The sequence below is a fragment of the Pseudomonas sp. I2 genome, from assembly GCF_040984075.1.
GTDB lineage: Bacteria > Pseudomonadota > Gammaproteobacteria > Pseudomonadales > Pseudomonadaceae > Aquipseudomonas > Aquipseudomonas guariconensis_B.
Genome location: NZ_JBCGFQ010000072.1, coordinates 1 through 16738, shown reverse-complemented (window position 1 = coordinate 16738; position 16738 = coordinate 1). Strand labels below are relative to the sequence as shown.

13 protein-coding genes, 1 pseudogene and 2 riboswitches are annotated in these 16738 nt (G+C 68.3%); of the genes and pseudogenes, 5 read left to right on the top strand and 9 right to left on the bottom strand.

The window, feature by feature from the left end; translation table 11 throughout:
• The 3 genes from WCE05_RS24235 to WCE05_RS24225 form a co-directional block, all read right to left on the bottom strand.
• Positions 1–243 (bottom strand): hypothetical protein (locus WCE05_RS24235; protein ID WP_368816723.1); only part of this gene is annotated, 243 nt, incomplete at its 3' end.
• Between the two features lie 111 nt (positions 244–354).
• The gene (locus WCE05_RS24230) at positions 355–1707 is read right to left on the bottom strand and encodes a GntP family permease (RefSeq protein WP_253080247.1); all 1353 of its coding nucleotides are present in this window, start codon (positions 1705–1707) and stop codon (positions 355–357) included.
• Between the two features lie 100 nt (positions 1708–1807).
• Positions 1808–2347 (bottom strand): gluconokinase, encoded by a 540-nt coding sequence (locus WCE05_RS24225; protein ID WP_225789099.1) that lies wholly within the window; start codon positions 2345–2347, stop codon positions 1808–1810.
• Positions 2348–2557: 210 nt separating this feature from the next.
• Here WCE05_RS24225 and WCE05_RS24220 point away from each other — a divergent pair, with 210 nt between their 5' ends.
• Entirely contained in the window at positions 2558–3577 is a 1020-nt protein-coding gene (locus WCE05_RS24220; RefSeq protein ID WP_368816722.1) for a LacI family DNA-binding transcriptional regulator, read from the top strand.
• A gap of 55 nt (positions 3578–3632) precedes the next feature.
• Here the strand turns inward: WCE05_RS24220 and WCE05_RS24215 are convergent, their stop codons facing one another.
• The 6 genes from WCE05_RS24215 to WCE05_RS24190 all read right to left on the bottom strand — a co-directional run bounded on the left by WCE05_RS24215 (position 3633) and on the right by WCE05_RS24190 (position 9866).
• Positions 3633–6905, bottom strand: coding sequence for a transporter substrate-binding domain-containing protein (locus WCE05_RS24215; protein ID WP_368816721.1), 3273 nt, complete (start codon positions 6903–6905; stop codon positions 3633–3635).
• Positions 6906–6919: 14 nt separating this feature from the next.
• Positions 6920–7534: a response regulator gene (locus WCE05_RS24210; protein WP_368816720.1), complete on the bottom strand. Its 615-nt coding sequence runs from the start codon at positions 7532–7534 to the stop codon at positions 6920–6922.
• 248 nt (positions 7535–7782) lie between these two features.
• Positions 7783–8538, bottom strand: coding sequence for a precorrin-4 C(11)-methyltransferase (cobM, locus tag WCE05_RS24205; protein ID WP_225789103.1), 756 nt, complete (start codon positions 8536–8538; stop codon positions 7783–7785).
• Between the two features lie 32 nt (positions 8539–8570).
• Positions 8571–8981 carry a cobalamin biosynthesis protein gene (locus WCE05_RS24200; protein WP_368816719.1) on the bottom strand — a complete coding sequence of 137 codons (411 nt, stop codon included), beginning with the start codon at positions 8979–8981 and terminating at the stop codon, positions 8571–8573.
• The gene (locus WCE05_RS24195; protein ID WP_368816718.1) at positions 8981–9670 is read right to left on the bottom strand and encodes a CbtA family protein; all 690 of its coding nucleotides are present in this window, start codon (positions 9668–9670) and stop codon (positions 8981–8983) included. The genes WCE05_RS24200 and WCE05_RS24195 overlap by 1 nt, the downstream gene beginning before the upstream one ends.
• A 10-nt stretch (positions 9671–9680) precedes the next feature.
• Positions 9681–9866: a CbtB-domain containing protein gene (locus WCE05_RS24190; protein ID WP_253090755.1), complete on the bottom strand. Its 186-nt coding sequence runs from the start codon at positions 9864–9866 to the stop codon at positions 9681–9683.
• 95 nt (positions 9867–9961) lie between these two features.
• Positions 9962–10186, bottom strand: a riboswitch (cobalamin riboswitch).
• Between the two features lie 82 nt (positions 10187–10268).
• A riboswitch (cobalamin riboswitch) is annotated at positions 10269–10467 on the top strand.
• 99 nt (positions 10468–10566) lie between these two features.
• On the opposite strand from WCE05_RS24190, the gene cobW reads away from it, so the two are divergent.
• From cobW to WCE05_RS24170, 4 genes and pseudogenes are all read left to right on the top strand, one after another.
• On the top strand, positions 10567–11634 hold the full coding sequence (gene cobW, locus WCE05_RS24185) for a cobalamin biosynthesis protein CobW (RefSeq protein ID WP_368816717.1): 1068 nt from the start codon (positions 10567–10569) through the stop codon (positions 11632–11634).
• Between the two features lie 3 nt (positions 11635–11637).
• A complete protein-coding gene (gene cobN, locus WCE05_RS24180) occupies positions 11638–15399 on the top strand; it encodes a cobaltochelatase subunit CobN (RefSeq protein ID WP_225789108.1) in 3762 nt (1253 codons plus the stop codon).
• Position 15400: 1 nt separating this feature from the next.
• The gene (locus WCE05_RS24175) at positions 15401–16402 is read left to right on the top strand and encodes an ATP-binding protein (RefSeq protein WP_368816716.1); all 1002 of its coding nucleotides are present in this window, start codon (positions 15401–15403) and stop codon (positions 16400–16402) included.
• 83 nt (positions 16403–16485) lie between these two features.
• Positions 16486–16738 (top strand): annotated as a pseudogene (locus WCE05_RS24170) (hypothetical protein); the annotation flags it as partial.

The window sequence follows — 16738 nt, the reverse complement described above, 5'->3', positions numbered from 1 at the left end:
ATCCATCCCCGGCAGGTTGCGGTCGTCGGTTTGCTCGGCGGGCGGGCTGTCCGGGTCGTTGCCCTGGATACGCGGGTCGGTATCCCGGGGCATGGGCCTCTCGACCGGGTTGAGGGTGCTGTCGGCGCCCGGGTTGGGCGCCGGGGTGTGCGGATTGTCCGGATGGGTCGGGCCCGTGCCGACGGCAAGGGCCAGGGGCGAGGCGAGCAGGGCGGCCAGTAGGTAGGTGGCTTTCATGGGCAGGCTCCTTTGCTTGGGGAAGGAGGCCTGTAGCGCACGCGACTGCATGCGCAAGGCCTCTTCCTGCGTTGGGCCATGTCCTCGTCAGCGAGGTGCCATCACTGCGACAGGCGGTCAGACCACCAGCGACAGCAGCATGATGAAGATGATGCCGACCACCGACAGCAGGGTTTCCATCATGCTCCAGGTCTTGAAGGTCTCGGCCACGGTCATGTTGAAGTACTGCTTGACCAGCCAGAAACCGGCGTCGTTGACGTGGGAGAGGATCAGCGAGCCGGCGCCGGTGGCCAGCACCAGCAGCTCGCGGTTGACGCCCGGGACCAGGTCGATCACCGGTGCCACGATGCCCGCGCCGGTGATGGTGGCCACCGTCGCCGAACCGGTGGCGATGCGGATCACCGCTGCGACCAGCCAGGCCAGCAGGATCGGCGAGATCTGCGCCTGTACCGCCATTTCGCCGATCACGTTGCCGACACCGGTGTCCACCAGCATCTGCTTGAAGCCGCCACCGGCACCGACGATCAGCACGATCGCAGCGGTGGGGGCCAGGCTCTGGTCGAGCATTTTCATGATCTGCTGGCGCGAGAAGCCACGGGCCGCGCCGAAGGTGTAGAAGGCCAGCAGCAGGGCGGCGAGCAGGGCGCTGATGGGGTGGCCGATCAGGTCCATCCACTGGCGCACGATGTGCTCGGTCGGCAGCACCACGTCGGCGAAGGTCTTGAGCAGCATCAGCACCACCGGCAGCAGCACGGTGATCAGGGTCACGCTGAAACTCGGCAGGTTCTGCTGGTCCGACTCGCGGGCGATCTGGTCCATCAGCTCCTGGGAAGGGTTGCCGGGGATGTAACGGGAAATGAAGTTACCGAACAGCGGGCCGGCGATCACCGCGGTGGGCAGGGCCACCAGCAGGCCGTAGAAGATGGTCTTGCCGATGTCGGCGTTGAAGATGCCGATCGCCAGCAAGGGCCCCGGGTGCGGTGGCACCAGGCCATGGACCACGGACAAGCCGGCCAGCAGCGGGATGCCGATCTTCACCAGCGACACCCCCGAGCGCCGGGCGACGATGAACACCAGCGGGATCAGCAGCACGAAGCCGATCTCGAAGAACAGCGGGATGCCCACCAGGAAGGCGGCGAACATCATCGCCCAGTGCACTTTTTCTTTGCCGAAGGCCCGGATCAGCGTGCGGGCGATCTGGTCGGCGCCGCCGGAGTCGGCCATCAGCTTGCCGAGCATGGTGCCCAGGGCGAGGACGATGCCGACGAAGCCGAGCACGCCGCCGAAGCCGTCTTGGAACGACTTCATGACCTTGGCCACCGGCATGCCGGAGGTCAGGCCGAGAAAGCCGGCTGCCAGGGTCAGGGCGACGAAGGGGTGGACCTTGAAATGGGTGATCAGCAGGACGAGCCCGACGATGGTCACCAGGGCATCGAGCAGCAGGTAGGTATCAGTAGCGAGTCCGAACATGGTTCATGTGCCTCGATCTTATCGTTGTTCTTGGTCAAACGCTCGGTGCCTGATGGCACCGAGATAGCGCTGTCTTTGGTGAGCCGGGAAAACCACCTGTTCAGGCGGTCCGCGCCAGGCTCCGGTCACCGCAGGGCTTTAGCCAGGCGTGGGTCGCTTCGGCCAGGGCCTCGATCGGCCGCGTGGCATCCAGCGCCAGGGTCAGCGGTTCGCCATGGGGAGGCTCGAGGGCGGCGAACTGGCTGTCGATCAGGCTGGCCGGCATGAAGTGGCCTGGGCGGGCGAGCACGCGTTTCTCGGCTTCGGCCGGGCTCAGTTCGAGGAAGACGAAGGCCAGGCCGGGCACCGCCTGGCGAAGGGTGTCGCGATAGCGACGCTTGAGTGCGGAGCAGGTGAGGATGGGGCGTTCGCCAGCGGCGAGGGTGGCCTGCAGTTCCTGGCCCAGGCGCACCAGCCAGCCGGCACGGTCATCGTCGTCCAGGGGAATACCGGCACTCATCTTGCGGATGTTTTCGGCAGGGTGAAAGGCATCGCCTTCGATCAGGCGACCGCCGCTTCTGCTGGCAATGGCGGCCCCGACGCAGCTCTTGCCGCAGCCAGCTACGCCCATTACCACAATCGCGGACAGGGGAGAGTTCATCAGTACCTCCTGCGGGGCGAGATAGCGCTGTCTCGTGATGGACGAGGCGTTGTCGCGAGCGCCACCCTCCCGGGTGTTATTGGTCTTGTCTTTTCGCAGTATGGACGCTTGGCACATAGCCGCTACTCAAGATTACGTTGCCTGCGTCCTGAGACAGCGCTACCTTAGTGGCCGTTCCTTTTTCTGGCAAGTAGTAAAATTACAACACCCATGTCTCGCACAGGCTCGCGCACTACCGGTCGCCCCACCCTGGCTGAAGTCGCCAGGCTTTCGGGGGTTTCCCCCATCACCGCCTCGCGCGCCCTGCGCGGCGTCAGCACGGTCGCGCCGGCGCTGGTGGAAAAGGTCATGGCCGCCGCTGCCAGCCTGGGCTATGTCGCCAACCCGGCGGCACGCGCCCTGGCCTCGGCGCGCAGCCAATCGGTGGTGGTGTTGATCCCGTCGCTGTCCAACCAGTTGTTCATCGACACCCTGGAGGCCATCCACGAGGTGATGCGCCCGCGTGGGCTGGAGGTGCTGATCGGCAACTATCACTACGATATCGCCGAGGAAGAGAATCTGATCCGCAACTACCTGGCCTACCAGCCCTGCGGCATGCTGCTCACCGGCTTCGAGCGTAGCGACGCTGCCCGGCAGATGCTGGCTGCCAGCGGTGTGCCGTGCGTGCACATGATGGAGCTGGGCGGGCAGGCCGGTGCGCTGTCGGTGGGGTTCTCCCAGCAGCAGGCCGGGCGCGCCGCGGCCCGCCACCTGATCGAACGTGGCCGGCGGCGCCTGGCGTTCATCGCCGCGCAGCTCGACCCACGGGTGATGCAGCGTGCCGAAGGGTTCCGCCAGGCCCTGGCCGAGGCCGGCCTGCAGGCGCCGGAGTTGGAGTTGCTGACGCCGCAGCCTTCGTCGATCGGCCTGGGTGGCGAGTTGTTCAGCCGCTTGCTCGAGCAGGCGCCGGAGGTGGATGGGATTTTCTTCTGCAACGACGACCTGGCCCAGGGGGCGGTGCTCCAGGCCTTGCGCCAGGGCATCGAAGTGCCGCGCCAGGTGGCGATGGTCGGCTTCAACGACCTGCCGGCCTCGGCGCACATGGTGCCGCGCCTGACCTCGATCCGTACCCCGCGCGCCGCGGTCGGCCGGGGCGCGGCCCAGGCGCTGCTGGCACTGCTCGACGGCAAGCGCGTGGCGGTCGAGGAGCAGGACCTGGGGTTCGAACTGATGGTGCGCGAGAGTTCCTGAAGCCGGCGGGAGCTGGGTTGGGGCCGCTGCGCGCCCCAGGATTTCATGACCTCGCTCAGCCGGCCCCGTCGATCGCCTCCAGCCCATCGCGCAACTGCCGCGCCAACCCCTCCAGGTTCGCCTCCAGCCGCTGGCACAGCCGCTCGGTCGGCTGCGCCTGGCCAATCGCCTGCTCGATGGCTTCGCAATCGCCTACCACGCCGCGTACCTTGAGCATCCTGGCACCACCCTTGATGCGGTGCACCAGGGCCCGCAGCGCCTGGACATCGGGTTGCGGGCCGAGACCGCGCAAGCCCTGCAGGTCTTCGGCGGTACTTTGCGCCAGTTGCGCGAGCAGGCGCCGGGTGAGTTGTTCATCGCCCTGGGTCAGGTGGCGTAGTTGGCCGAGGTCGAACCCACTGGCGGGCTCCTCCTCGGGGGCAGCCATGGCGCCGTTGGGAGCGATCCGGGACAGGCGTGCCCTGAGCACCTGCAGGCCGATCGGCTTGAACAGGCAGTCGTCCATGCCGCTGGCCAGGCAGCGCTCGCGCTCTTCGGCCTGGGCGTTGGCGGTAACGCCGAGAATGCGGCAGGGCGGCCCTCCATGTACCTGCTCCAGCGCGCGGATACGCCGGGTCAGTTGATGGCCGTCCATCACCGGCATGCTGCAGTCGGTGATCACCAGGTCGAAGCGACCGCCCTGCCAGCGCTCCAGCGCCGCCTCGCCGTGTTCGGCCAGGGTGACCTTGTGGCCGAGGCTGCGCAACTGCTTGTCCAGCAGCATGAGGTTGGCGGGGTAGTCGTCGACTACCAGGATCTGTAATGGCCCGGCGCTCGGCTGCGCGACCGGCCCGGCTATCGGTTCGGCTACCGGCGCAGTGGCGGGCACCAGGCCAAGGTGCACCTCGACCCGGGTGCCGACCCCCGACGCGCTGTGCAGCTGCAGCTCGCCGCCCATGAGCTGGCACAGGGTGCGGCTGATCACCAGGCCCAGGCCAGCGCCCTGGCGGGCACGGTGGTTGTCGAGCTGGGCGAAGGCCTCGAACAACCTGGCCTGGTCCTGGGGGCTGATGCCGATACCGCTGTCCTGCACGTGCAGCGCCACCTGCGTGACGTGCCCGGGCGTGCTGGGGGTCAGCGCCAGCCTGACTTCGACATGGCCCTGGTCGGTGAACTTGATGGCGTTGCTCACCAGGTTGGACAGCACCTGCCTGAAACGCACCGGGTCGACCATCACCCAGGCCGGCGCCTGGGGCAGTTCGGCGCGCAAGGCCAGGCCCTTGATCCGCGCATTGCCCTCGAACACCCGCAGGGTGGCGCGCACCAGCTCGACCAGCTCGGTGGCGACCGGCTGCAAGGTCATGTGGCCGGATTCGATGCGCGAGATGTCGAGGATGTCGCCGATCAGCTCGAGCAGGCCGAGCGCCGAATCATGGGCGGTCTTGAGGCCCTGCGGGTCGCTGCGGCCCTGGCGGCTGTCCTCCAGGGCCAGCTCCAGCAGGCCGATCACGGCGTTCATCGGGGTGCGGATCTCGTGGCTCATGATCGCCAGGAAGCTGCTCTTGGCCTGGCTGGCCTGTTCGGCATCGTCCTTGGCCTGGCGCAGTTGTTCGAGCAGGCCGCGGCTGAACGCCAACTGTGCCTGCAGGGCACGCTGGGCTTCGCCGCGCTGCTGGATCAACTTGCGCAGGTAGTTGTTCCAGAACACCACGCCGGCCAGCAGCGCGGCGGCCAGCACCAGCACCTGCAGCACCAGCGAGCGATAATCGCCCCACAGGCTGTCGCTGACCACCGTGCTGGTGCGCCAGCGATTGACCAACTGGTCCAGCTCCTCCGGGGGAATGCTCAGCAGGGCCTTGTCCAGGATCGATTGCAGCTGGGGCTGCCCCGGCGCCACGGCGAAGGCCGCGACCGCCGGGTCATCGCCCTGCAGCCCGGCGATGCGCAGCGTGTCCTTGAACACGTGGGCAATGTAGTAGGCCGCGGTGATATGGGGAATCAGGGCGACGTCGGCGTGGCCGCTGGCCACGGCTTCCATCAGCGTCAGGGCATTGTCCGTCTCGACCACCCGCGCCCGTGGCGCGTGCTGTTGCAGGGCGACGTGCTGGGAGGAGCCGCGCACCAGCGCCACGCGCTGCCCGTCGAGCAGCTCGCTCGCGCCGGCGTCACTGCGCGCCACTATCACCCCTGGGGTGACCAGGTAGGGGCGGGTGTAGCGCAGGCGTGCCGCTCGTCCGGGACCGTAGTCCAGCGCACCGATCATCTCGGCGTCGCCGCGCGCCACTTCGTCGACCATCTCCGGCACCGAGTCGCGCTCGAGCATCTGGAAGCGCAGCCCGGTGCGCAGGCTGATCTGCTTGAGCAGGTCGAGGGTGATGCCATTGGCCTGCTGTTGGCGATCGTTGAAGGTCAGCGGCGCCAGCGCGCTGTTGATCAGCACACGTACCGTGGGGTGGCGGGCGATCCAGTCGTGCTCCTCGTCGCTCAGGCTGGACAGGTGGCGCTCAAGCAGCAGGCTGGTGTTGCCGCTGGTCCAGCGACGTAGGATGGTCATTCGCTCGCTGTCGCTGATCCGTGCCAGCGCCTGGTCGACCAAGCGGCGCAGCCTGTGGTTGTCGTGGGCCAGGGCGAAGGCGAAGGCATCCGTGGGGCCATGCACGAAGTGATCGATGCGCACCTGCCCCTGGTAGCTCTTGCCGATCAGGAAGTCGGTACTGATGGCGTCGCCGAGGTAGGCATCGGCTTCGCCCAGCGAAACGGCGGACAGGCCGGCCAGGGTCGAGCGATACAGCTGCAGTTGCGCCTGTGGGTAGAGCTCGCGCACCGAGGTTTCGGGCAGGTAGTGGTCGACCATCGCCAGGCGCAGGCCGGCCAGGTCTTCATCCTTTTGCAGCAAGCGGCCCTGGCGGGTGACGATCACCGGCAGGTCATCGGCATAGGATTGGCTCAGGGCAAGCTGGGCATCGGCCGCCTCGAAGCCGTTGGAGCTGCCGAGCAGGTCGATCTGCCCGGCATGCAGCGCCTCGATCGCCGCCTGGCGGCTGGCGAAGCGGCGGACTTCGATCGCCACGCCCAGTTGCTCGCCGATCAGCCCGGCATAGTCGGCGCTCAGGCCCTCGTAGTCGCGCTGGCTGACGTTGATCTCGAAGGGCGGGTAGTCGGGGCGGGAGCTGCCGAGCACCAGTACCTTGCGTTGCAGCAGCCATTGCCGGTCGTCCTGGGGCAGGTGCAGCGGCGGGGCGACGCTGGCCGAGCGGGCGAGCAGGTGGCGTGGCTCGGCATCGCCGAGCACCAGGCTCGGCACGCTCAGGAACATGGCCAGCAGCAGGCTCGGCAGCGTGCCTTTCATGGCGGTGGCATGGCTCAGGCGACGTTGTTGCGCTTGGCCAGGTCGACCATCTCGACCAGCGACTCGGTCTTGAGTTTCTCCATGATGCGGCCGCGGTAGGTGCTGATAGTCTTGGCGCTCAGGCTCATGCATTGGCCGATGTGCTTGTTGCTCTCGCCGCGTGCCAGTCGGCGCAGCACTTCCATCTCGCGGTTGGACAAGCTGTCCAGGCGTACGCTCTCGCTTTCCAGCGAACTGCTGTTGACCGACATCTGCGGAAAGGTCGAGTAACCCTTGACCAGGGCCTTGAGGGCGAAGACTGGCGCCTCCAGGTCCTCGTCCTTGCGCACGAAGGCGGCGATGCCGGCGTCCAGGCAGCGGCGCACGTAGAGGTCGGCGGGCTGGCCGGTCAGGGCCATGATCTTTGGCGCCGGCTCGAGCAGTTGCAAGCGCTTGATCACTTCCATGCCATCCAGCCCTGGCAGGCCGATATCGAGGATGACCACGTCGGGCTGCAATTGGCGAGCCATCTGTACCGCTTCGATGCCGCTGCCGGCTTCGCCAACGACCTGGAAGCGTTCGCGTTCGAGCAGCATGCGTACGGCCAGCCGAACGGTGGGGTGGTCATCGACCAACAGTACGGTTGTCATTGGGGAACTCCTGTCTGGGTGTGGTCCGTTTCCTGAAATCACCCAGGAATATGTCTGGGGGCCTGCGTGGCAGCGCGCAAGATACGTCGATTCAGGAGCGTTGGTAATGGCGAGTATAGGGGTGTTGAAAAAGCGAGGTTGGTTTGTTGAAAAACCCTACACGATTAAGGGGTTTCAGTAGGCGGGGGCTGGCAGCGTCTTCGGCTGATTCCTGCACAGGTATTCGCGTGCCGGAATCAGCCGACAGGTTATTGGTCCGCGGGGCGATAGAGGTGGGCGTGCCCGGCTCGGTACAGGGCTGACTCGGCGAACGGCGCATCGCCCAGCACATGGCCCACCAGGATCAGCGCCGTACGCCGGAAGCCCTTGGCCGCAGTGCGTTCGACGATGTCCTGCAAGGTACCCATGACCCAGTCCTGGTCGGGCCAGGTGGCACGATGGACCACGGCGATCGGGCAGTCGGCGCCGTAGTGCGGCAGCAGCTCGGCGATGATGCGTGCCAGGTGCTTGACGCCCAGGTGAATGGCCAGGGTACTGCGGTGCCGGGCAAGGTCGGCCAGTTGCTCGCCGGCTGGCATGGGCGAGCTGTCGCCGTAGCGGGTGAGGATCACCGTCTGTGCCACCGCCGGCAGGGTCAGCTCGCAGCCGAGCAGGGCGGCGCTGGCCGCCGTGGCGGTGACGCCGGGGACGATCTGGTAGTCGATGCCCAGCTCGCGCAGGTAGCGGATCTGCTCGCCGATGGCGCCATACAGGCTGGGGTCGCCGCTGTGCACCCGGGCCACGTCCTGGCCTTTGTCATGGGCACTGCGAATGGCGGCGATGATCTGCTCCAGGTGCAGTTCGGCGCTGTTGATCACTGTTTCGGCACGGTGCCCTTCGAGCACCGCCGGCGGCACCAGGGAGCCGGCATAGATGATCACCGGGCACTGGCGGATCAGGCGCTGGCCCTTGACCGTGATCAGTTCCGGATCGCCGGGGCCGGCGCCGATGAAGTAGACCGTCATGGGGAATCCTTGCGGGTGAGCGGGGGAGGCGATTATCCGCCACTGGCCAGGGCGAGGGTAGCCGGGCCGAGGACCTGGCGCGTTACCCGTAGGGCGGCCGGGCCCTGGGCCTGGCTGGCGAGGGCCAGGGCTGCGCTTTCGGCCACCCCCCAGCAGCCGCTGTGCTGGAAGGTGGTTGCCGAGCGGTGGCTGAGCAGGGGTTCGAAAGCGTGCAGTTGCGCGGGGCTGAACAGCACGAGGGGCAATGCCAGGCGCCTGGCCAGTTCCTGCAAGCCGGGTTCGTTGGCTTTGAGGTCGATGCTGGCGATGCCGCGCAGCAGCGCCGGGGCCAGCCCGTGCGCCGCGAGGGCCCCGCGCAGCAGGGCCTGCAGGGTGTCGGCCGGGCAGCCCTGGCGGCAGCCGAAGCCGGCGTACAACGCCGGCGCAGGAGGGGCGAGGCGCATCAGGCTTGGCTGGTGCGACGGTACAGCCAGGCGCTGAGCAGGCCCAGGGCGAGCCAGAAGGCGGCGTTGGTCACCCAGGAGGCGATCTTGAACTGGGTTTCCAAGGCTTCGGGCGCCAGGCTCTCGTGCATCGCCGGTTGCGGCGCGCCGATCAGGTGCGGCACGACCAGTAGGGCGAGGCCCAGTACCTTGAACAGCCAGTGATGGGCGAACACCAGCAGGGCCAGGCCTGCCGCGGTGGCGGCGGCGGTGCCGATCCACCAGCCCTGGCGCTGACCCAGGTCGGCAGCGGCGGTACCCGGCAGCTCTGGCGGCAGCCCCAGGGTCGGCGCCAGGCAGAACACCGCGAACCCGGCCAGGCCCCACAGTGCGCCGGTGGCCACGCGGCCCGGTTCGCGCAAGCTGTACAGGGCCGCGAGGATCAGGGCGAAACCGACCGCGACCACCAGGTTGCCGCCGGTGGTGGAGAGCAGGCGCTGCCAGCCGTCTTCCGGTGCCCAGGCTTCGGCGTCGTGTTCATGGGCGGCGACGGCATCGCCGTGGCCGTGGTGTTCGGCGACGGGGGCCGCGCTTTCATAGGTTTCCGCCTCGAGGATCAGCGGGCTGACCCACAGGCTTTGCAAGAAGGTCAGCAGCAGGGCGGCGAGCAGGCCGCTGAAGCCGGCGGTACGGGCGATGCGCTTGATCATGCAGGCGTACTCAGTGGCAAGGGAAGGCGGCGCTGTGGCGGGTATCGTGGGCGGCGTTGTGCACGGCCTCGATGTGCGAGAAACCGGCGAAGTAGATCAGGCACAGGCCCAGCAGGCTGGCGCCGGCGGCGATGACGATGCGTTGGCTGAGGCTGACGGGGGTGCTGACGCTGTGTTTGGCGCTGGTGACGGGCATGACGCTTTCCTCTGCTTTGTCATAGGCGGCGGACAAGCGCGACAGCCCCGGGCGCAACGGGCCCAGGGAGATGCGACAGCGCCCGCCCACCGCGGGGTGATCATTCGACGTCAGGCCGGTCTCCGGGCTTGCGAGGAGGAGCAGGGCTCCTGGGGGGGAGCGTCACCTTCCCATGCCCTACGACGTGGCACAGTGGTCAAGACGCTTCGCTCGCTTACCGTTGCGGGGGCAGCACCGGCGTTGTCCGACCCCTTGGGGGCCTGGGACGCACCGGTTTCCCGTTTCACCCCCGAAGGGGCACCTGAACGCAGTGCATTAGCAAATCATGGGGCGGTTTCCCCGTCAATCGCAGGATAGGCAAGGCTTTAGGGCTGCCAAGGTTGACCGCCTGCCAACCACTGCGTAGCCTTGCCGCTTCGAGGTTCTCCGGCCGCCGCCGGAGCTAAGATGGGAACGCGGTCCAAGCCGCGGCTGCCCCCGCAACTGTAAGCACTGAACAGGATCGACACAGCCACTGCGCCAGCGCGGGAAGGCGTCATCCAACCGGCCCGGGGCCGGTACGGTGCAAGCCAGGAGACCTGCCTCGAAACGCTTTCGACTTTCAACCGGGCGGGGTGATCCGGTGGCGAACGGGCCCGGCCGTGGTGGCACGAGGCTTTCGTCCTGCATGCCCGCGCCATCCTGCCAAGGGCATCGCGACATGAAAACACTGGCCAAGCTCCCCGTCACCATCGTCACTGGCTTCCTCGGCTCGGGCAAGACCACCTTGCTCCGGCACATGCTCGACAACGCCCAGGGCCGCCGCATCGCGGTCATCGTCAACGAGTTCGGCGAGCTGGGCATCGACGGCGAGATCCTCAAGCAGTGCAGCATCGGCTGCACCGAGGAAGAGGCCAGCGGCCGCGTCTACGAACTGGCCAACGGCTGCCTGTGCTGCACCGTGCAGGAAGAGTTCTTCCCGGTGATGCGCGAACTGGTGGCACGCCGTGGCGACCTGGACCACATCCTCATCGAAACCAGCGGCCTGGCCCTGCCCAAGCCGCTGGTGCAGGCCTTCCAGTGGCCGGAAATCCGCAATGCCTGCACGGTCGATGCGGTGATCACCGTGGTCGACAGCCCGGCGGTGGCGGCGGGTACCTTCGCTGCCTACCCAGAGCAAGTGGACGCCCAGCGCAAGCTCGACCCCAACCTGGACCACGAGTCGCCGCTGCACGAGCTGTTCGCCGACCAGTTGGCCAGCGCCGACCTGGTGGTCCTGAACAAGGCCGATCTGATCGATGCCGAAGGCCTGGCCAAGGTCCGCGCCGAGGTGGCCGAGGAACTGCCGCCGGCGGTCAAGGTGATCGAGGCCAGCAGCGGGCGCCTGCCGCTGGAGGTGCTGCTTGGCGTGGGCGCCGAGGCCGAGGCGCACATCGATGGCCGGCGCACCCACCACGATGCCCATCACGCTGGCGAAGATCACGACGATCATGACCATGACGCCTTCGACTCGATCTCCATCGACCTGCCCGAGGCCGACGAAAGCCTGCTGCTCGACGCCTTGACGCAACTGGTGGTGGAGTTCGGCATCCTGCGCGCCAAGGGCTTCGCGGCCATTCCCGGCAAGCCGATGCGTCTGCTGGTGCAGGGCGTGGGGACCCGTTTCGACAAACACTTCGACCGCGCCTGGCGTGCCAACGAGCCTCGCCTGACACGCCTGGTGCTGATCGGCCAGGACCTGGATGCCGTGCAACTGGAGGCGCGCCTGCGCCAGGCCCTGGGCGCCTGATCCATGCACCTGCTGCGGACCCAGCCCGGCGGCTTCGTGCCGGACGACAGCATCGCCGACCTCGGCCAGACGCCCGCTGAGCTGGTGATCCTCTGCAGCGGCGACTCGCACCTGGCGCTGCTGGCGGAAACCGCCGAGCAGTTGCCAGACGACTTCCCCAGCCTGCGCCTGGCCAACCCCATGCAGGTGCAGAACCACGCCTCGGTCGACCTCTACGTCGACCAGGTGCTGCGCCACGCCAAGGTGATCCTGGTGTCGCTGCACGGCGGGGTCGGCTACTGGCGCTATGGCGTCGAGCAACTGGTCGAGCTGGCCAACCGCGGTGTACGGCTGATCCTGGTGCCAGGCGATGACCGCCCCGACCCTGAGCTGACCGGCCTGGGCACGGTGACCGGCGAGCAGGCCGAACGGCTCTGGCACTACCTGCGCCAGGGCGGCAAGGCCAATGCCCTGAACCTGTTCAACTGCCTGGCCAGCCTGTGGCTGGGGCGTACCTATGCCTGGGACGAACCGCAGCCGCTGCCGCGCACGGCGGTGTATCACCCCGCCAAGGCCAGCGCCACGCTCGAGGACTGGTACGGCCAGTGGCACCCGCAGCAGCCGGTGGCGCCGCTGCTGTTCTACCGCTCGCACCTGCAGGCGGCCAACACCGCCTTCATCGATACCTTCTGCACACGTTTGCAGGCGATGGGCCTGAACCCGCTGCCGATCGCTGTGGCCAGCCTCAAGGAGCGCGCCTGCCTCGACCAGGTCGAGGCCTGGCTGGACGAGGTCGGCGCCGACGTGGTGATCAACACCACCGGTTTTGCCCTGTCCAGCCCGGAGCAGCCCAACCTGCGCCCGTTGCGTCGCGACGTCCCGGTGTTGCAGGCGATCTGCGCCCAGGACAACCAGCCGGGCTGGGAGGCCAGCGAACAGGGCCTGGGCGCCCGTGACCTGGCCATGCATATCGCCTTGCCGGAGCTGGACGGGCGCATCATCACCCGGCCGGTCAGCTTCAAGGACCTGGCCTGGCGCAGCGAGCGCAGCCAGTCGGACGTGGTCTGCTACAGGGCCCACCCTGAGCGCATGGACTTCGTCGCCGAGCTGGCGCGGCGCTGGGTGGAACTGGCGCGCCTGCCCAACCCGCAGAAGCGCGTGGCGCTGGTGCTGGCCAACTACCCGACCCGCGACGGGCGCATCGGCAACGGCGTGGGCCTGGATACCCCCGGCGCGGCCCTGAACATCCTCCGCGCCTTGCAGGCCGAGGGCTACCCGGTGGCTGGCCTGCCCGACAGCGGCACCGCGCTGATCCAGCAATTGCTGGGCGGCGTGAGCAACGACCTGGAGCACCTCGACCAGCGCCCCTGCGCCCAGAGCCTGGCCCTGGCCGACTACCAGGCGGCCTTCGCCGACCTGCCCGAGGCCAACCAGCAGGCGGTGCTGGCGCGCTGGGGCGCCCCTGAACAAGACCCGATGTACCGCAGCGGGCGCATGATGATCGCCGGCCTGCGCTACGGCCTGACGTTCGTCGGCATCCAGCCGGCCCGGGGCTACCAGGTGGACCCCAGCGCCGTGTACCACGACCCCGACCTGGTGCCGCCCCATGGCTACCTGGCGTTCCACTTCTGGCTGCGCAATGGTTTCGCCGCCGACGCGGTGATCCACGTCGGCAAGCACGGCAACCTGGAGTGGCTGCCCGGCAAGGGCGTCGGCCTGTCGGCCCAGTGCTGGCCAGATGCCTTGCTCGGGCCGCTGCCCAACATCTACCCGTTCATCGTCAACGACCCAGGCGAGGGCGCCCAGGCCAAGCGGCGTACCCAGGCGGTGATCATCGACCACCTGATGCCGCCGCTGACCCGTGCCGAGACCTACGGCCCGCTGCGCGACCTGGAGCGCCTGGCCGATGAATACTACGAAGCGCAACTGCTCGACCCACGCCGTGCCCGGGAGCTGCAGCGCGACATTCTCGAGTTGCTCAAAGCCAACCACATCGACCGTGAGTTGCAACTGGAAGGCCAGTTGGACGATGCGGCACTCTGGCTGCCACGGCTGGACACCTACCTGTGCGACCTGAAGGAGTCGCAGATCCGCGATGGCCTGCATGTGTTCGGCCAATCGCCCGAAGGGCGGCTGCGCAGCGATACCCTACTGGCCCTGGTACGTGTCGAGCGTGGTGACGGCAAGGGCGGCAATGCCAGCCTCATCCGTACCCTGGCCAAGGCCCTGGCGCTGAGCTTCGATCCTCTGGACTGCGACCTCGGCCAGCCCTGGCAGGGACCGCGCCCGGCCATACTGGAGGCGCTGGCCCCACCCCCCTGGCGGACCTGCGGCGATACCCGCGAACGCCTCGAACTGCTGGCCCTGGCGCTGATCGAGCAAGGGCTGGACGGCTGCCTGCAACTGCCCGACGAGGCCCCCTGGCAGCCGGTGCGCAGTGTGCTGCAGACGCTGGTCGAGTCGGTGGCGCCGAACCTCGATGGCTGCGGTGCGGCTGAGCTCGATGGCCTGCTCGCCGCCCTGGCCGGGCGTTTCGTCCCGGCCGGCCCCAGTGGGGCACCGAGCCGGGGGCGCCTGGACGTACTGCCCACCGGGCGCAACTTCTATACCGTGGACGTGCGCAACCTGCCCACCACCACTGCTTGGCGCCTGGGTTTCGCCTCGGCCAACCTGATCCTCGAGCGTCACCTGCAGGACCATGGCGACCACCTGCGTCAGTTGGGGCTGTCGGTGTGGGGCACGGCGACCATGCGTACCGGTGGCGACGATATCGCCCAAGCCATGGCGTTGATGGGCGTGCGCCCGGTATGGGCCACTGGCAGCCAGCGGGTCGACGACTTCGAGATCCTGCCCCTGAGCCTGCTCGACCGCCCACGGGTGGACGTGACCCTGCGTGTCTCGGGTTTCTTTCGCGATGCCTTCGGCAACCTGATCCGCCTGTTCGACGCGGCGGTGCAGGCCGTGGCGGCCCTGGACGAACCCGACGACCTCAACCCCCTGGCGGCCCGGGTGCGTGCCGAGCGCGAGGCGCTGCTGGCCGCGGGCGCGGACGCCGAGCAGGCGGCGCGTCAGGCAGGCTGGCGCGTGTTCGGCGCCAAGCCCGGGGCCTACGGCGCCGGGGTGCAGAACGCCATCGATGGGCGTCTGTGGCACAACCGCGACGACCTGGCCGAGGTCTACCTCAACCATGGCGGTTATGCCTACGGCGGTGCCGACGACGGTACGCCGGCCCGTGCCGAATTCGCCCGACGCCTGGGCCAGGTGCAGGCGGTGCTGCAGAACCAGGACAACCACGAGCATGACCTGCTCGATTCCAACGACTACTACCAATTCCAGGGCGGCATGCTGGCGGCGGCCGAGACCCTGGCAGACGCCACGGTGGCCAGCTACCACGGCGATCACAGCCAGGCCGACCGGCCACGTATCCGTACCCTCAAGGAAGAACTCAACCGGGTCATCCGCGCCCGTGCGCTCAACCCCAAGTGGATCGAAGGCGCCAAGCGCCACGGCTACAAAGGTGCCTTCGAACTGGCAGCGACGGTCGACAACCTGTTCGCCTTCGATGCCACCACGCACCTGATCGACGACCATCACTATCAGTCCCTGGCCGACGCCTACGTGCTCGACCCGGCGACCCGCGATTTCATGCGCCAGCACAACCCCGACGCCTTGCGCGACCTCACCGAACGCTTGCTGGAGGCCCAGCAGCGTGGCCTCTGGCAGGCTCCGGGCGCGTATCGCGAGGCCCTCGAGGAGCAACTGCTGGACGGCGAGGAACAGGCCTGACATGAGCGAACCCCTGCAATTTCCACTGGCTGCCGTGGTCGGCGCCGACGACCTCAAGCTGGCCCTGTGCCTGACGGCCATCGACCCGAAGATCGGCGGTGTGCTGATCGAAGGCCCGCGCGGCATGGCCAAGAGCACCCTGGCCCGGGGCCTCGCCGACCTGCTGGGCGAAGGCCCCTTCGTGACCCTGCCGCTGGGGGCGACCGAGGAGCGGCTGGTCGGCACCCTCGACCTGGATGCCGCGCTGGGGCAGGGCAAGGCCCAGTTTTCCCCGGGCGTGCTGGCCCAGGCCGACGGCGGCGTGCTCTACGTCGATGAAGTCAATCTGCTGCCCGACCCCCTGGTGGACCTGCTGCTCGACGTGGCGGCCAGCGGCACCAATCGTATCGAGCGCGACGGCATTTCCCATCGCCATGCGGCGCGCTTCGTGCTGATCGGCACCATGAACCCGGAGGAAGGCGAGCTGCGCCCGCAGTTGCTCGACCGCTTCGGCCTCAACGTCGCCCTCGAAGGGCTGGCGCAACCCGAGGCACGTCAGCAGATCATCCGCCGGCGCCTGGCCTTCGACAGCGATCCGCAGGCCTTTTGCGCGCAATGGGCCCAGGCCCAGGCGCAATTGCGTGAGCGCTGCCACGGCGCGCGCCAGCGCCTGGAGCGCATCCCGCTGGACGACCAGGCCCTGGCCTGGATCACCGAACGCTGTTTCGCCGCTGGCGTGGACGGCCTGCGCGCCGACCTGGTCTGGCTGCGTGCGGCCCGGGCCCACGCTGCCTGGCGCGGGGGCGAAACGATCGGGCAAGACGACGTGCAGGCGGTAGCGGAGTTCGCCTTGCGTCACCGGCGCCGCGCCTCGCCGCCGGACACGCCCCCCCATGCGGCAACCAGTGCCGGCACTGGGCAGACCGAGCTTCAGGGTGGGCCGGGCGATTGGGGGGCGTTGCCGCCGCAGGCCGTGCCCAGCGGTGCCCGGCGCGAGGTGCCGAACTGGGCAAAAAAGCCCTGAGCATTCGCCAGCCCGACGCGTTGGCGGCGGATGCCAGGCCCCGCGTCGGAAAGCTGGCAGGTGCGCCCCGTGGACGAGCGCGGATGGCGGGTGCGGGAAAGGTGGCCTGGTTGCCGACCCTGCTCAAGGGCCGGCCCCGCCAGCGCCAGGACCTGTGCTGGCAGCAGCGCCAGGCCCAGGCGCCGGAATTATGGCTGGTGATCGTCGATGCCTCGGCCTCCACCCGTCGTCACCAAGCCTTGGCCCAGGCCCAAGCCTGGGGGCGGGGTGAGGAAAAAAAAAAACGACCCCCCCACACCACAAGCACAGACGGTTGGCGGGGGGGGGGGGAAACAA

What these genes read in the sequence shown, in the direction of transcription:
- WCE05_RS24230 (WP_253080247.1), bottom strand. Translation starts at nt 1,707, where the DNA reads ATGTTCGGACTCGCTACTGATACCTACCTGCTGCTCGATGCCCTGGTG.
- WCE05_RS24225 (WP_225789099.1), bottom strand. Translation starts at nt 2,347, where the DNA reads ATGAACTCTCCCCTGTCCGCGATTGTGGTAATGGGCGTAGCTGGCTGC.
- WCE05_RS24220 (WP_368816722.1), top strand. Translation starts at nt 2,558, where the DNA reads ATGTCTCGCACAGGCTCGCGCACTACCGGTCGCCCCACCCTGGCTGAA.
- WCE05_RS24215 (WP_368816721.1), bottom strand. Translation starts at nt 6,905, where the DNA reads ATGAAAGGCACGCTGCCGAGCCTGCTGCTGGCCATGTTCCTGAGCGTG.
- WCE05_RS24210 (WP_368816720.1), bottom strand. Translation starts at nt 7,534, where the DNA reads ATGACAACCGTACTGTTGGTCGATGACCACCCCACCGTTCGGCTGGCC.
- cobM (WP_225789103.1), bottom strand. Translation starts at nt 8,538, where the DNA reads ATGACGGTCTACTTCATCGGCGCCGGCCCCGGCGATCCGGAACTGATC.
- WCE05_RS24200 (WP_368816719.1), bottom strand. Translation starts at nt 8,981, where the DNA reads ATGCGCCTCGCCCCTCCTGCGCCGGCGTTGTACGCCGGCTTCGGCTGC.
- WCE05_RS24195 (WP_368816718.1), bottom strand. Translation starts at nt 9,670, where the DNA reads ATGATCAAGCGCATCGCCCGTACCGCCGGCTTCAGCGGCCTGCTCGCC.
- WCE05_RS24190 (WP_253090755.1), bottom strand. Translation starts at nt 9,866, where the DNA reads ATGCCCGTCACCAGCGCCAAACACAGCGTCAGCACCCCCGTCAGCCTC.
- cobW (WP_368816717.1), top strand. Translation starts at nt 10,567, where the DNA reads ATGAAAACACTGGCCAAGCTCCCCGTCACCATCGTCACTGGCTTCCTC.
- cobN (WP_225789108.1), top strand. Translation starts at nt 11,638, where the DNA reads ATGCACCTGCTGCGGACCCAGCCCGGCGGCTTCGTGCCGGACGACAGC.
- WCE05_RS24175 (WP_368816716.1), top strand. Translation starts at nt 15,401, where the DNA reads ATGAGCGAACCCCTGCAATTTCCACTGGCTGCCGTGGTCGGCGCCGAC.